Below are 15530 nucleotides of genomic sequence, written 5' to 3'. Positions count from 1 at the left end.
ACGCTTATTCAATATTATTAATAGTAAATTTAGGAATTGGCTTATGCAGTTAGCGAAACATTTAGCCCAAGGGCGGTTAGTGTATTTAAGCCAACAACAAGATGCAATAACGGTAAGTGAAAACGACTCTTATCGTTGGATGGCATTTAGTGATGTAGTGCAAAGTGTTATGCACAAACGTAAACCTTGGCAATTAACATTACCCCATCAAATTGCTCTGCTATTGCCTCTACTGATATTTAGACCAACGCGCATCATTGAACTAGGCTTGGGTGGTGGAAACCTCACCCGTTTTTTACAGCATTTATCACCTGATATAAAGTTAAAGACGATTGATCACAGTCAAGAAGTTATCGATAGTTTTACTCAATACTTCAATCCAGAACAAGTTGATATGGATATAACCTGTGCTGATGGCATGACATGGTTAGACCAGCAAAATGCAGACGATATCGACTGGATTATTTGTGATGTTTATCAGTCTCAGGAGTTTGGTTTTGATTGCATCGTAAATCAGCTTGAGGTGTTAACAAGCAAGTTAGATTCACATGCCTGTTTGTCAATTAACTTACCTGATATAAGTGACCATGATATTAACTTATGTTTAACGATATTACAGCAGTTACGGCCAGATCATCATATTACTTATTTCAATATTCCTAACTATCTAAATATTGTTATTCATCTAACGCCTATACATTGGCAACTACATCGGTTAATAAAGCGAAACAAGCAGAGTTACCTACCTCTGGTGACTTTGCACCGTTGGCGAAGATTTTGGCCTCATGGCCTTCAACTTAATTAATCTCGATGACTATTAATTAAAAGACCGCACAATAAATAATTTTTACTGAATTGCAGGCAATAAAAAAGCATGCCGAAGCATGCTTTTATCAAAAAATAATTAGAGACTAATTATTTTCTACTTTCTAGCTGCGTCTTTAGCTATTTTAGCTGCTTTAACTTCAGCAATTACAGTTTCACACCGTTAATAGGACAAGGCACCTGTATTGCTAGCGGAGAATTCCGTTGGAATTTCTTCATGCCTTCCTATTATAATGGCCAAATTGCAGGCAATAAAAAAGCATGCCGAAGCATGCTTTTATCAAAATAACTAACGCTTATCTATTTTCTAGCAGCATCTTTAGCGATTTTAGCCGCTTTAACTTCAGCAATTACAGTTTCACACCGTTAATAGGACAAGGCACCTGTATTGCTAGCGGAGAATTCCGTTGGAATTTCTTCATGCCTTCCTATTCTAATGGCCAAATTGCAGGCAATAAAAAAGCATGCCGAAGCATACTTTTATCAAAATAACTAACGCTTATCTATTTTCTAGCTGCGTCTTTAGCTATTTTAGCTGCTTTAACTTCAGCAATTACAGTTTCACACCATTAATAGGACAAGGCACCTGTATTGCTAGCGGAGAATTCCGTTGGAATTTCTTCATGCCTTCCTATTATAATGGCCAAATTGCAGGCAATAAAAAAGCATGCCGAAGCATGCTTTTATCAAAATAACTAACGCTTATCTATTTTCTAGCAGCATCTTTAGCGATTTTAGCCGCTTTAACTTCAGCAATTACAGTTTCAGCTACGTTATTAGGACAAGGCATGTAGTGAGAGAATTCCATAGAGAATTGACCACGACCTGATGTCATTGTACGTAAAGTTCCGATGTAACCGAACATTTCTGAAAGAGGTACGTCAGCTTTAATACGAACACCAGAAACACCCGCTTCTTGACCTGCGATCATGCCACGACGACGGTTTAAATCACCAATAACATCACCAACGTGATCATCAGGAGTAAACACATCAACTTTCATGATAGGTTCGATTAACTGTGCACCAGCTTTTGGAATTGATTGACGGAAAGCACCACGAGCAGCTAATTCAAATGCAACAGCAGATGAATCGACAGCATGGAAGCCACCATCGTATAATTCAATTTCAACGTCAAGTACAGGGAAACCAGCAAGAACACCAGTATCCATCATGCCTTTGAAGCCTTTTTCAATAGCTGGGAAGAATTCTTTTGGTACATTACCACCAACAACAACAGAGCTAAATACAAAACCTGAACCAGGTTCGCCAGGCTTGATACGGTAATCAATTTTACCGAACTGACCAGAACCACCAGATTGTTTCTTATGTGTGTAAGAATCTTCAATTGCAGTCGTGATAGTTTCACGATAAGCAACTTGTGGCTTACCAACTTGTAATTCAACACCATAGCTACGTTTTAGAATATCTACTTTGATATCTAAGTGAAGCTCACCCATACCAGATAAAATCGTTTCACCTGAATCTTCATCAGTTTCAACTTTAAAAGTAGGATCTTCTGCAACCATTTTACCGATAGCAATACCCATTTTCTCAGTAGAACCTTTATCTTTTGGTGTTACAGAAATTGAAATTACAGGCTTAGGGAATACCATAGCTTCTAGGATGATAGGGTGTTTAGGATCACATAATGTGTGACCTGTCTGAACGTTACCTTTCATACCAACAATTGCGATGATATCACCAGCTTGTGCTGAAGTAAGTTCGTTACGGTCATCGGCTTGCATTTCACACATACGACCAACACGCTCAGTTTTTCCTGTTGCAGCATTAAGAATGGTATCGCCTTTCTTCAATGTACCTGAATAGATACGTACGAAAGTTAATGTACCAAAACGGTCATCAGTGATTTTGAATGCTAACGCTTTGAATGTTTCGTCTGCAGAAACAATTGCGTATTCACCATTAGCATCGCCAAACTCATCAGTAAGTGGTTGAGGATTAACATCGGTAGGTGAAGGCAAGTAATCAACAACAGCATCAAGAATTAATTGAATACCTTTGTTTTTAAATGCAGATGCACCGTAAGTTGGGAAGAAAGTCATATCACGAGTACCAGCACGGATACACGCTTTGATTTGTTCTATAGTAGGAACCATTTCCCCTTCTAAGAACTCCATTAACATGTCTTCATCAACTTCTAAAGCTGTTTCAATTAACTTCACACGGTACTCAGCAGCTTGTTCTACCATGTCTGCAGGAATATCAGTGATTGTGAAGTTTTCAGGAAGACCTGTGTCATCCCAGATGTAAGCTTTTTCAGAAAGTAGGTCAACAACACCAACAAAATCATCTTCAGTACCAATAGGTAAAGTCATGATTAATGGGTTAGCACCTAAAACGTCTTTAACTTGCTTACAAACACGGTAGAAATCAGCACCTAAACGGTCTAATTTGTTAACCATGATGATACGAGCAACTTTTGAGTCATTCGCATAACGCCAGTTAGTTTCTGATTGTGGCTCAACACCACCAGAACCACAGAAAACACCAACGCCGCCATCAAGTACTTTTAATGAACGGTATACTTCAACAGTGAAATCAACGTGACCAGGAGTATCGATGACATTAAAACGGTGATCGTTCCAAAAACAACTTACCGCAGCAGACTGGATAGTAATACCGCGCTCAGCTTCTTGTTCCATGAAGTCAGTCGTAGACTCGCCGTCATGTACTTCACCAGTTTTATGGATCTGACCGGTAAGTTTAAGGATACGTTCAGTTGTTGTGGTTTTACCAGCATCAACGTGAGCGAAGATACCAATGTTTCTGTATTTAGCTAAATCTGCCATTCTAGTACTCTACTTAGTTTAAGGTCTATCCCACTTTATCTTCTATATATAAGAAAGAATAAAAGCAGAATTGTTGAAAATTTGCGCGCGAGTATAACATTAACAAAAGCAAATCCATAGAAAATTGATAAATATTTTACTAAATAGTAATATTTAATAGTCACTAATTTACGTTAAAAATAGCTCCTTTATGATGTTCTACTTATATAGTTGTCCCTATATAGTTGTACCTATATATAGGTAGAAAAAAGGTAACGAATAAAATGTATTAAAAAGACGCCCTAATATGAAGTGCTCACGTAGTTATCAAAGAGAATACCAGCCCAAGTAATCACACAAAAACAAATAGCTAAAAATACAGCCGCAGAGCCTAAATCTTTTGCCCGACCAGATAATTCATGATGCTCTAGTCCAATACGATCTACCACGGCTTCTATTCCTGAGTTTATCACTTCGACTAACAGTAATAATATTAACGCCCCTATTAATAGTGCTAACTGCATTCCACCCTTAGCAATATATAAGCTCAGTGGAAATAAACAAAGACATAGGTATAACTCTTGTCTAAATGCTGATTCATATTTATATGCCGCTTTTAATCCTAAAAAAGAGCAGCGAGTTGCTTTTACTATGCGAGTAAAGCCTGAACCGTTAGGCTTAGCATTTCCCCCTGATTGTTCAAAATTATTTTTGTCCATACGAAGATCCCCTTTACTAATCAAGATGCCTATTTCTGAGTGATTGAGCTATTTAAATTTAAGGCGCTATGATGAAATCATTATCATTCAGGAGAATATGCTCATCTATTCTCTAATAACACCATCCATGTAGCGCCATTATAAATCACAACAACGATTAAGTGATGTTGCTCAAACACTTCTTCGATGGGCTTAAAATAGAATGGGCATGAAGTTTTAAAAGAAAGTGACTATCATACTGTTGCAAAGTTATTAGTTGATAATTTTAATCGAGCCAGATTTTTTAATAAAATCGCCAATCTCATATTGTTTGGTGAACAAACCGCTAGAAATATTGTGTTATCGACTAAATTGGCTTTATTAAGATAACTCGCCAAATCGTAACACCACACAGCCTAGGTAAATGAAATAGATCAAACCTCATTCTATAAAGTAATAATGAAAAATCCATAATTACCATCTATACCAATCGGATTAATGCTCTCATCAGCAGACTAATGAATACATTACCGTAATCAAGATGCATCTTAAGCGTGTTTGAGTAATATCACTTAGTTGACGCAGTTAAAGTAGAGGTATTATGTCCGTGCAGCTATATCCTTCTAAGTAGAAACTACCTTTAGCCTGCTATAAATGACTTAATCTACAATAAGCGACAAGAAAGCTTGCACATAAAAAGGTTTCTTGTATAATACGCGCTCGCATTCAGCCGAATTGAGTGTGTTTGCTTAAGACTTTTACTAAAGGTAATCGCTTATAGCACTAAATAAATAAGAATATTATTTTTGTTTATTTCACAGCAGCTCTAATTTTGAGTTGAATGTTTATTAGTTAATACACCCCCTTCCAGCACATAAGGAAGCAGAGGGTTGTATTTTTTTGTTCTTTAAAAAGGGGATTTGTCTACATGTCAAATCAAAGAATTCGCATTCGTTTGAAAGCGTTCGATCATCGTTTGATTGATCAATCTACAGCAGAAATCGTTGATACTGCAAAACGTACTGGCGCACAGGTTCGTGGTCCAATTCCACTTCCTACTCGCAAAGAACGTTACACTATCTTGACTTCTCCACACGTTAACAAAGATGCACGTGATCAGTACGAAATTCGTACTCACAAACGCATGATTGATATCGTTGAGCCAACTGAAAAGACTGTAGACGCATTAATGCGTTTAGATCTTGCAGCTGGTGTTGATGTTCAAATCAGCTTGGGCTAAGGGGAGTTTTAACATGACTATAGGTCTAGTTGGACGTAAAGTGGGTATGACTCGTGTCTTCACAGAAGATGGTGTTTCTACCCCTGTTACTGTTATTGAAGTTGAAGCAAACCGTGTTGCTCAAGTTAAAACAGTAGACAACGATGGTTATTCAGCGCTACAAGTTACTACGGGCAAGCGTAAAGCAAGCCGTGTAACTAAACCAGCTGCTGGACATTTCGCGAAAGCAGGTATCGAAGCAGGCCGCGGCTTGTGGGAATTCCGTTTAAACGAAAATGAAGGTAGTGACATCGAAGCTGGCAGTGAAATCACTGTTTCATTATTCAATGACACTAAATTAGTAGACGTTACTGGTACATCGAAAGGTAAAGGCTTCCAAGGCGGTATTAAACGCTGGAACTTTAGCATGCAACATGCAACGCATGGTGTTTCGTTATCACATAGATCTAACGGTTCGTTAGGTCAATGTCAAACACCAGGTCGTGTATTTAAAGGCAAGAAAATGTCTGGTCACATGGGTGCTGTGCGTTGTACTACACAAAACCTTGAATTGGTTCGCGTTGATGCTGAACGTAACTTGCTGCTTATTAAAGGCGCAGTTCCGGGTGCTATCAATGGCAACGTAATCATTAAACCAGCTGTTAAAGCTTAGTCCAGGAGATTTTATGATGGAATTATCATTAAAAGACGCAACAGGTACTCTTGAAGTATCTGAAGCAACTTTTGGACGTGAGTTTAACGAAGCGTTAGTACATCAGGTAGTAGTTGCATATGCAGCTGGTGCTCGTCAAGGTACTCGTGCTCAGAAAACTCGCTCAGAAGTTAGTGGCGGTGGTGCAAAACCATGGCGCCAAAAAGGTACTGGCCGTGCACGTGCTGGTACTACTCGTGGTCCAATTTGGCGTTCAGGTGGTGTTACATTTGCCGCTAAACCTCAAGATCACAGCCAAAAAGTTAACCGTAAAATGTATCGTGGTGCTATCGCTAGCATCCTATCTGAATTAGTTCGTCAAGAACGTTTAGTAGTAGTTAACGATTTTTCGGTTGAAACGCCTAAAACTAAAGACTTAGTTGCTAAGTTAAAAGGTTTAGAGCTTAAAGACGTATTGATTGTAACGAAAGAAGTTGATGAGAACTTGTTCTTATCTGCACGTAACTTGTATAAAGTTGACGTTCGTGATGTTGCAGCAATTGACCCTGTAAGCTTAGTAGGTTTCGAAAAAGTTTTAATCACTGCTGATGCGATTAAAGAAATTGAGGGGATTTTAGCATGATAAACGAAGAACGTTTGTTGAAAGTGCTTTTAGCACCAAATATTTCTGAAAAAGCAACTACTGCTGCTGAAGCAAACAACACTGTTGTTTTCAAAGTAGTAACTGATGCGACTAAAGCCGAAATTAAAGCGGCTGTTGAGAAACTTTTCGAAGTTTCAGTAGACGGTGTTCGTACTTTAAATGTTAAAGGTAAAGAGAAACGTACAGGTGCTCGTACTGGTCGTCGTAACGATTGGAAAAAAGCATATGTTACTCTTAGCGAAGGTAGTGAAATCGACTTCGTTGGCGCGGAATCATAAGGAGCAGCTAAAATGGCTATAGTAAAATGTAAACCTACTTCTCCGGGTCGTCGTCACCTAGTTAAAGTGGTAAACAAAGAACTTCATACAGGTAAGCCTTATGCACCACTATTAGACACTAAGTCTAAGTCTGGTGGTCGTAACAATAATGGTCGCATTACGGTTCGTCACATTGGTGGTGGTCATAAGCAACATTATCGTATTATCGATTTCAAACGTCTTAAAGATGGCATTCCAGCCAAAGTTGAACGTTTAGAATATGATCCAAATCGTAGTGCTAACATCGCGTTAGTATTGTATGCCGATGGTGAACGTCGTTACATCTTAGCCCCTAAAGGCTTATCAGCAGGTGATAGTGTCCTGTCTGGTGTAGGTGCTCCGATCAAAGCTGGTAATACAATGCCACTACGTAACATACCATTAGGTAGTGTTATTCACGCAATCGAACTTAAGCCTGGCAAAGGTGCTCAAATAGCACGTGCAGCCGGTACTTACGCACAATTAGTTGCGAAAGACGGTGCTTACGTTACTTTACGTCTTCGCTCTGGCGAAATGCGTAAAGTTGAAACAGATTGTCGTGCAACTTTAGGTGAAATCGGCAATTCTGAACACATGCTTCGCTCTCTGGGTAAAGCTGGTGCTTCAAGATGGCGCGGTGTTCGCCCAACTGTTCGTGGTGTTGCCATGAACCCAGTTGATCACCCACACGGTGGTGGTGAAGGTAAGACATCTGGCGGTCGTCACCCGGTATCCCCTTGGGGCGTACCAACTAAGGGTTACAAGACTCGTTCGAACAAGCGTACTGATAAATTTATCGTACGTCGTCGTACTAAGTAATTTAGTACATTTAATTAATATTCTGATTGCTGAACTTAGCTTGCTAAGTTCACATGATGAATTGAATATATAAGGATTCACCATGCCACGTTCCCTCAAGAAAGGTCCATTTATTGACCTACACTTGTTGACGAAGGTAGAGAAAGCGGTGGAAAGCGGGAATAAAAAGCCAATTAAAACTTGGTCCCGTCGTTCAATGATCATTCCTACAATGATCGGATTGACCATCGCTGTCCATAATGGCCGTCAACACGTTCCTGTATTTGTTACCGAAGAAATGATCGGTCACAAATTAGGAGAATTTGCACCAACTCGTACTTATCGCGGTCATGTCGCTGATAAGAAAGCGAAGAAATAGGGGAAGTTACAATGCAAGCTATTGCTATACATAAATTTGCCCGCGGTTCTGCTCAGAAAGCGCGTTTAGTTGCGGATCAAATCCGTGGCGTTAACGTAGAGAAAGCACTTGAAATCCTAACTTTTAGCAACAAGAAAGCTGCTGAATTAGTTAAAAAAGTACTTAACTCTGCTATCGCGAATGCCGAGCATAACGAAGGTGCAGATATTGATGAATTATTCGTTAAAACAATTTTGATTGACGATGGTCCAACAATGAAACGTATTATGCCACGTGCGAAAGGCCGAGCCGATCGCATCATCAAGCGCACTAGTCACATCACTGTGATCGTGTCTGATTCTTAGGAGTATATTAGTATGGGTCAAAAAGTTCATCCTAACGGTATTCGCTTAGGTATCACGAAACCTTTCGCGTCTACTTGGTTTGCAAGCAATAAAGATTTTGCTAGCAACTTAGACGGCGACCATAAGGTTCGCGAATTTTTAAAAGAAAAGCTAAAACGTGCATCACTTTCAAAAGTGGTAATCGAACGTCCAGCTAAATCTATCCGCGTAACAATTCACACGGCTCGTCCAGGTGTTGTTATCGGTAAGAAAGGCGAAGATGTTGAGAAACTACGTTTAGCCGTTTCTAAAATTGCTGGTGTTCCTGCTCAAATCAACATAGCTGAAGTACGTAAGCCAGAAATGGATGCGCAGCTAGTTGCAGACAGCATTGCTAGTCAATTAGAACGTCGTGTTATGTTCCGTCGCGCTATGAAGCGTGCAGTTCAAAATGCAATGCGTTTAGGCGCCAAAGGCATCAAAGTACAGGTTAGTGGTCGTTTAGGCGGCGCTGATATCGCACGTGCAGAATGGTATCGTGAAGGTCGTGTACCTTTACATACATTACGTGCTGATATTGACTACGCAATTGCGCGTGGTAACACTACTTACGGTGTTATTGGTATCAAAGTTTGGATTTTCAAAGGTGAAGTAATTGGGAAGATGCCACTTAAGGCAGAAGAACCAGCGGCTAAGCCTAAAAGAAAAACCAATCGCAAGCCTAAGTAGAGGAATCAGTAATGTTACAACCAAAACGTACTAAATTCCGCAAGCAATTTAAACTGCGCAACCGTGGTCTTGCTCACGTAGGTAGTTCAGTTAGCTTCGGTACTTTCGGTTTGAAATCAATGGAACGTGGTCGTATGACTGCTCGCCAAATTGAAGCCGCTCGTCGTGCCATGACTCGTCATGTGAAACGTCAAGGTAAAATCTGGATACGCGTATTCCCTGATAAGCCAATTACTAAAAAACCTCTTGAGGTTCGTATGGGTAAAGGTAAGGGTTCAGTAGAATATTGGGTTTGCCAAATTCTTCCTGGTCGTGTTCTTTATGAAATGGAAGGTGTTTCTGAAGAAGTAGCACGTGAAGCTTTTGCTTTAGCTGCCTCTAAGCTTCCATTCAAAACTTCCTTCGTAACTAGGACGGCATTGTAATGAAAGTTAGTGAACTTAAAGCAAAAAGCATTGAAGAGCTTAACGCTGAATTACTAGAACTTCTTCGCGAGCAGTTTAACTACCGCATGCAAGCAAGTACTGGTCAATTAGCACAAACTCATTTGCTAAGAATCGTACGTCGCAATATCGCACGTGTTAAGACTATCATCACTGAAAAGGCAGGTAAGTAATGAGCGAAACTAAAATCCGCACACTACAAGGCGTCGTAATCAGTAACAAAATGGATAAGTCTATCGTTGTTTTGATTGAACGTCGTGTTAAGCACCCTATGTACGGTAAATACATGACGCGTTCAACTAAGTTGAAAGCACATGATGAAACTAACGTATGTAACGAAGGTGACTTAGTAACTATTACTGAAGTTGCGCCAATTTCTAAGTCTAAAAACTGGAAATTAGTTGACGTAATTACTAAAGCTTAATTTTTATAATTAAACTTTAAATAGTTAGTAAAAAGACCTTAACATTTATTTGTTAAGGTCTTTTTTTTGTTCTTAATTTAGTAATAGGCCAATTTCTAAGTCTGCTGTTCCTTGTTAAAAGAAAAGACACGTGGAAATTAGTTGACGTGATTACTAAAGCTTAATTTTTATAATTAAACTTTAAATAGTTAGTAAAAAGACCTTAACATTTATTTGTTAAGGTCTTTTTTTATGTCTTGAGTAAAACACTTTCAAGGACTACAACATTAATTGCCCGAACTCATTTGAACAGTTTAGTGCATTAAGCTAAGATGGATTTTTAATCGTTCACTGAGTAATACAATGAAATATATAGCATTTATAACCTCTGTTTTATGCCTTGCTAGCAGCTCATTATCCTATGCCACAACTAGTGCTAGTAGCAATAATGCAAAGTTAGTCAACGCTGTCATGCCTGAATTAATGACGCTATATATGGATTTACACCAAAGCCCAGAGCTTTCTAGTGTGGAATTTAATACCGCAAAGAAATTAGCTAAAACGGCGCGCGCATTAGGCTTTGAGGTCACTGAACAAGTCGGTGGTACGGGTGTTGTTGCAGTATTAAAAAATGGTCAAGGTCCTACGGTATTAATTCGTGCTGATATGGATGCCCTACCAGTGAAAGAGCAAACAGGTTTAGCCTTTGCGTCCAAGGTTATTACTACCACTGAAGAAGGCTTACAAGCTCACGTAATGCATGCCTGCGCACATGATACTCATATGACAAGTTGGATTGGTACGGCAAAGTTGCTCAGTGAAAATAAAGAGAATTGGTCTGGTACTTTAGTGATGATCTTACAACCTGCGGAAGAGCGTGGTCGTGGTGCAAAAGACATGATTGCCGACGGCTTATATAAGCGTTTCCCAAAACCTGACTATGCCTTAGCTTTTCATAATTCAGCCAGCTTAAAAGCAGGTGTTATTGGTTATACTCCGGGTTTTACCTTTGCTAATGTCGATAGTGTCAATATCCTTGTTAAAGGGGTTGGTGGTCATGGTGCCTACCCACATGCAACTAAAGACCCGATTGTATTAGGCGCACGCATTGTTGGCGCTTTACAAACCTTGGTTAGTCGCGAATTAGATCCTCAAGATCCTGCGGTAGTCACCGTCGGCAGCTTTCAATCTGGTACTAAGCACAATATCATTTCTGATCAGGCATTATTGCTGTTAACCGTTCGTAGCTATTCAGATGAAACGCGTCAAACCTTGCTTGATGGTATTGCTAGAATAGCCAAAGGTGAAGGCATCGCCATGGGTTTACCTGAAAAACTACTGCCTGAAGTTATCGTTAAGGATGAATATACACCGGCAACCTATAATGAACCTGAGTTCACTAAAAAGATGGCACAGCTCTTTACTGTAGAACTAGGTAAAGAGCGCGTTATTGAAGTACCTGCGGTCATGGCCGGAGAAGACTTTGGTCGCTATTACAAAGCGGATAACAGCATCAAAAGCATGATATTTTGGGTAGGTGGTGTGCCTTTTGATAAGTGGCAATCAGCCAAAGAAACTGGCGAAGGTTTACCGTCATTACACAGTCCATTTTGGGCACCGGATGCGAGAAAAGTTATTGCTACCGCAACACAGGCGATGAATAGCGCAGTGTTAACTATTTTGGCTAAATAAGCAGTCACTTAACTATTTATGGACGCTTTATAATACGAGCGAATTAGTTAGCTTAACTAATTTCTCGTACTTCCTGCCTTATATCCTGTTTCCTCAATAAATTAAATAACTGACTTAACTACTTTAATATTCAAGCGTTTAGCAATACGATTTAAATTAGCTCTATCGGTCGATAGTCGTCGTGCCGCTGCCGCCCAGTTACCTTCTTCTTCTTTAAGTATTCGGCTAATTAATTGTTTTTGAAAGTTCTCGGTTTCTTCTTTTAAATGAAAGTTAGTATGCTGTTCAGGTGTTGATAATAAGCCGTTTACGGCTATGAGCTCTATCGGTAGTTCGACGCCAATCGCGTTAAGTGAACCACAATCAACTTTATCGATAGAGATTATCGCTTTACCACGTTGACGGGCTCGTGCTTTTAAAGTTGCTCGGCTAACAACATGTTCTAATTCACGGACATTACCTGGCCAGTTGTATTGCGTTAAATGAGCAACTGCTTGCTCGGTAATTTTTAACTGAGTTATGCCGAGCTTACGTCGAGTTTGTTCAACAAAATAACCCGCGAGCAACTGCACATCGCCAACTCTCTCGTACAACCTTGGCACCCGGATAGGGTATACGCTTAATCTGTGGTACAAATCAGCACGAAAACGCCCTTCACCGACTTCTTCTTTCAAGTCTCTATTGGTCGCTGCGACAATACGAACGTCGACTTCCTCAACATTGTCTTGGCCAACCGGTTGGATCTCATTACTCTGTATCGCTCTTAAAATCTTACTTTGTGCAGCCAGCGGTAACTCGCCTATTTCATCTAGAAATAAGGTACCACCATCGGCTAATGCAAACTTACCAGCACGATTTCTTTCAGCACCCGTAAACGCCCCTTTTACATGACCAAAAAGCTCACTTTCAATCAAATTCTCCGGCAAAGCGGCACAATTGACATAAACCATAGGACCATGATGTCGCATTGACTTTTGATGTAAGGTTCGGGCAACAAGTTCTTTACCTACGCCAGTTTCACCATAGATTAAGATATTAAAATCGGAGGAAGCAACTATGTCTAATTCTTGTTTCAGTTGCGACATAATAGGGCTTTCACCAATAAGTTCGCCACCATCACGCTTCCACGCCTCTTCTGTTAATTCTGCCACCACACGCTGTGAATGATCAGCCCTACTTTCAAGTTGATCCAGTAGAAAAGCCGTATTGAGTGTTGCTGCCGCAATGGCTGAAATAACCTCTAACGTCCGTACCTCAATATCTTCAAAGTCATGGGGCGTTAGGCTATCAATTGTTAATAAACCTAACAATTTATCATCATAATACAATGGTAAACCCATGCATGAATGCACAGGTAAATCGCCAGCACGATCTATTAATAATCCATCGTAGGGATCAGGTAATGGTGAGTCGGCAGCAAAACGAATCGGTGACTTTGATTGGCAAAGTGCTAGAAATCGTGGGTGCTCTTCAACATAAAAACGACGTCCTAAGGTATCTCTACTTAATCCTTGCAGGGCAATGGGTTTTAGCACATCCCCATGAAAAGACAGTAATGCTACCGCGTCACAGGTAATGGTTTTTCTGACGGTATCTAATAACCGATCAAATCTATCTTTGCTATTTAAGCTCGTTGCAAGATCGAGTGCTAACTCAATAACTGCCGTTGAAGATATTTGTTTCATAGTTTGTCCTGATGAGAGGTTCAGTTCCGAACATTATAGTTAGCGGAAAAGTTAGGATAACAGTAACTTCTAGTGAGACAAAATAACACAACCGAGTCTTTATGACCACACAACAAGTGAGTCTATATGACTACAAGAAGTAAGTATAAAAATATAAACAATTGAATATAAAGTAAAAATAAACCTGGCACTTACTTTGCTATATCAGTGATAAATAAGTGCAGTAATTAATAATCCATAAATAATAATCCATAAATAATAATCAACAAGAGGCCGCCATGTATTCACAATTTTCTATCGCTCGCCAACTACCCACTATAGATAACGCATTAGGTTTTCAAAAATGCTTAGTCATAGGTAACTACCTCATGTTGTTATCTTTAGTGATTGTGAGTACTTCTATATTTATTACTTTTGGTTATGACGAACACTTCACCATTTCAGCGCAAGTATCTGCGCATATTGCCACTATCGTTTTTGCTGGTTTACTCAAAATTGGCTATGTCTTGCGCTGCGTTGCTTTACATGGCTTTGGTAAAAGGAACTTTTAATATGTTACAAATTCAAGATTCAGAGACTGCTCAACTAACTTATGACCAGCAAGATACAAGTTCAGTCAGCTTTATAGCAAAGCACCCCGCGCTTGACTTACCTTTTAGAAGTTACTTTTTACTTGCCGTGACTTGCTCTATGTTCTCGTTAGGAATATGGGCAGCCTATTTTAATGGTTATTTCACTTTTAGCGACAATGGCATTAGCCCGCTAGCTTGGCATATTCATGAAATGATCTTTGGTTTTGCTGCCACCGTTGCTGTTGGTTTTGTTCTTACCGCTGCACAAACATGGACAGGACAACCAAGCATTAAGGGCTTACCGGTATTAGCTTTTATAGCACTTTGGCTAATGGTTAGAGTCGCCTTATTCATTAACTTACCTAGCACTATTGTCATAGCCATCATCTTACAAAGCTTTTGGTGGCTTGGTGCCATTGCTGTTTTCACGCGGTTAGTGCTTAAAAGTAACAACCGCCGAAACTACCTATTTATTCCATTATTATCGGTGTTAATGCTGCTTAATATTGCCTTATTACTGCTCGACTTCAACGGTCATTATGAATTGACCCGTCATATTGCTAGAACCTGTGTGCTGATGTTTTGTTTACTAATGGGTATTTTAGGTGGTCGAGTGATCCCTTTTTTCACCATATCCGGTGCTAAACTTTCACCAATAACTAGCCCTAGTTGGCTAACACCATTACTCACCATTACTTCAGTTTCAGGTGTACTGGTGTTTTTTAGTTCGGCTTTCATTGATTTACCCTTTAGCCCTGCTGGATTAATGATAACAGCAGGACTACTTCACCTCGTTAGACAAAGTTACTGGCGTAGCTTTGCTACTAGAAACATCGCTTTATTATGGTCCTTGCACTTATCGTATTTTTCACTAGGTTTGGGATTAATATTACTCGGTATGAGCTACCAGCCCTTGCATGGCATTGGCTTTATTCAGTTAGGCATTTCCTTTGGTGATGCACTGCATTTAATTACCATAGCCGCAATGGGCTTGATGATTTTTGCCATGATGAGCCGAGTATCGCTTGGCCATACAGGCAGAGCATTAACACCGAGTAAACTGGTTTCATGGGTATTTATTCTGATTATTCTGTCAGCACTGACACGAGCCTTTATGCCGACATTAATTTTTCAGCCGCTGTTGAGTTGGAATATTAGCGCCTTCGCCTGGCTAATCGCCGGTGCTTTGTTCTTAAAAATTTACTACCCGATTTTGACCGCTAAAAGAATTGAGAAGTCCTTTAGTCGTTAAAAGAATAAATACACAGCAATACCAATTATTTCAAAAATACAAAATCCATGAGTACCACGCTAGGTAATTTACCTAGAGCTCATTTTTCATTTCAGTTTTCCTTAGGAGC

Annotated in this window: 18 protein-coding genes; 15 read left to right on the top strand and 3 right to left on the bottom strand. The window is 39.7% G+C overall.

Annotation, left to right across the window (positions count from 1 at the left end; genetic code table 11):
* Positions 1–43: 43 nt before the first annotated feature.
* Entirely contained in the window at positions 44–805 is a 762-nt protein-coding gene (locus tag CXF71_RS15690) for a hypothetical protein (RefSeq protein WP_101233882.1), read from the top strand.
* 726 nt (positions 806–1531) lie between these two features.
* On the opposite strand, the gene fusA is transcribed toward CXF71_RS15690, so the two are convergent.
* Positions 1532–3637 (bottom strand): elongation factor G, encoded by a 2106-nt coding sequence (gene fusA / locus CXF71_RS15685; protein ID WP_101233881.1) that lies wholly within the window; start codon positions 3635–3637, stop codon positions 1532–1534.
* Between the two features lie 281 nt (positions 3638–3918).
* Entirely contained in the window at positions 3919–4335 is a 417-nt protein-coding gene (locus CXF71_RS15680) for a diacylglycerol kinase (RefSeq protein ID WP_101233880.1), read from the bottom strand.
* A gap of 907 nt (positions 4336–5242) precedes the next feature.
* On the opposite strand from CXF71_RS15680, the gene rpsJ reads away from it, so the two are divergent.
* The 12 genes from rpsJ to CXF71_RS15620 all read left to right on the top strand — a co-directional run bounded on the left by rpsJ (position 5243) and on the right by CXF71_RS15620 (position 11912).
* A complete protein-coding gene (gene rpsJ, locus CXF71_RS15675; RefSeq protein ID WP_011041723.1) occupies positions 5243–5554 on the top strand; it encodes a 30S ribosomal protein S10 in 312 nt (103 codons plus the stop codon).
* Positions 5555–5567: 13 nt separating this feature from the next.
* Positions 5568–6206, top strand: a complete 639-nt coding sequence (rplC, locus tag CXF71_RS15670; protein WP_101233879.1) for a 50S ribosomal protein L3 — start codon at positions 5568–5570, stop codon at positions 6204–6206.
* Between the two features lie 16 nt (positions 6207–6222).
* Entirely contained in the window at positions 6223–6828 is a 606-nt protein-coding gene (gene rplD, locus CXF71_RS15665; protein WP_101233878.1) for a 50S ribosomal protein L4, read from the top strand.
* Entirely contained in the window at positions 6825–7127 is a 303-nt protein-coding gene (gene rplW / locus CXF71_RS15660) for a 50S ribosomal protein L23 (protein ID WP_101233877.1), read from the top strand. Before rplD ends, rplW begins: the two co-directional genes overlap by 4 nt.
* A gap of 12 nt (positions 7128–7139) precedes the next feature.
* A complete protein-coding gene (rplB, locus tag CXF71_RS15655) occupies positions 7140–7964 on the top strand; it encodes a 50S ribosomal protein L2 (RefSeq protein WP_101233876.1) in 825 nt (274 codons plus the stop codon).
* An 82-nt stretch (positions 7965–8046) separates the two neighbouring features.
* On the top strand, positions 8047–8322 hold the full coding sequence (gene rpsS / locus CXF71_RS15650) for a 30S ribosomal protein S19 (protein WP_011041718.1): 276 nt from the start codon (positions 8047–8049) through the stop codon (positions 8320–8322).
* A gap of 11 nt (positions 8323–8333) precedes the next feature.
* The gene (gene rplV / locus CXF71_RS15645; RefSeq protein ID WP_011041717.1) at positions 8334–8666 is read left to right on the top strand and encodes a 50S ribosomal protein L22; all 333 of its coding nucleotides are present in this window, start codon (positions 8334–8336) and stop codon (positions 8664–8666) included.
* Between the two features lie 12 nt (positions 8667–8678).
* A complete protein-coding gene (gene rpsC, locus CXF71_RS15640) occupies positions 8679–9374 on the top strand; it encodes a 30S ribosomal protein S3 (protein ID WP_101233875.1) in 696 nt (231 codons plus the stop codon).
* Positions 9375–9385: 11 nt separating this feature from the next.
* On the top strand, positions 9386–9799 hold the full coding sequence (gene rplP, locus CXF71_RS15635) for a 50S ribosomal protein L16 (protein WP_101233874.1): 414 nt from the start codon (positions 9386–9388) through the stop codon (positions 9797–9799).
* Positions 9799–9990: a 50S ribosomal protein L29 gene (gene rpmC, locus CXF71_RS15630; RefSeq protein ID WP_011041714.1), complete on the top strand. Its 192-nt coding sequence runs from the start codon at positions 9799–9801 to the stop codon at positions 9988–9990. Before rplP ends, rpmC begins: the two co-directional genes overlap by 1 nt.
* A complete protein-coding gene (rpsQ, locus tag CXF71_RS15625) occupies positions 9990–10241 on the top strand; it encodes a 30S ribosomal protein S17 (RefSeq protein ID WP_101228236.1) in 252 nt (83 codons plus the stop codon). Before rpmC ends, rpsQ begins: the two co-directional genes overlap by 1 nt.
* Positions 10242–10583: 342 nt before the next feature.
* Positions 10584–11912, top strand: a complete 1329-nt coding sequence (locus CXF71_RS15620) for an amidohydrolase (RefSeq protein ID WP_101233873.1) — start codon at positions 10584–10586, stop codon at positions 11910–11912.
* A gap of 101 nt (positions 11913–12013) precedes the next feature.
* On the opposite strand, the gene norR is transcribed toward CXF71_RS15620, so the two are convergent.
* Complete coding sequence (gene norR / locus CXF71_RS15615) at positions 12014–13597, bottom strand: nitric oxide reductase transcriptional regulator NorR (protein ID WP_101233872.1); 1584 nt, start codon at positions 13595–13597, stop codon at positions 12014–12016.
* A 278-nt stretch (positions 13598–13875) separates the two neighbouring features.
* On the opposite strand from norR, the gene CXF71_RS15610 reads away from it, so the two are divergent.
* Complete coding sequence (locus CXF71_RS15610) at positions 13876–14148, top strand: hypothetical protein (protein ID WP_101233871.1); 273 nt, start codon at positions 13876–13878, stop codon at positions 14146–14148.
* A gap of 1 nt (position 14149) precedes the next feature.
* Positions 14150–15421: an NnrS family protein gene (locus tag CXF71_RS15605; RefSeq protein ID WP_101233870.1), complete on the top strand. Its 1272-nt coding sequence runs from the start codon at positions 14150–14152 to the stop codon at positions 15419–15421.
* The last annotated feature ends 109 nt before the right edge of the window (positions 15422–15530 follow it).

It is taken from the genome of Colwellia sp. 12G3 (assembly GCF_002836775.1).
Taxonomy (GTDB): domain Bacteria; phylum Pseudomonadota; class Gammaproteobacteria; order Enterobacterales; family Alteromonadaceae; genus Colwellia.
Note: the sequence above shows the minus strand (reverse complement) of the source record. Positions and strands in the feature narration are given on the sequence as shown.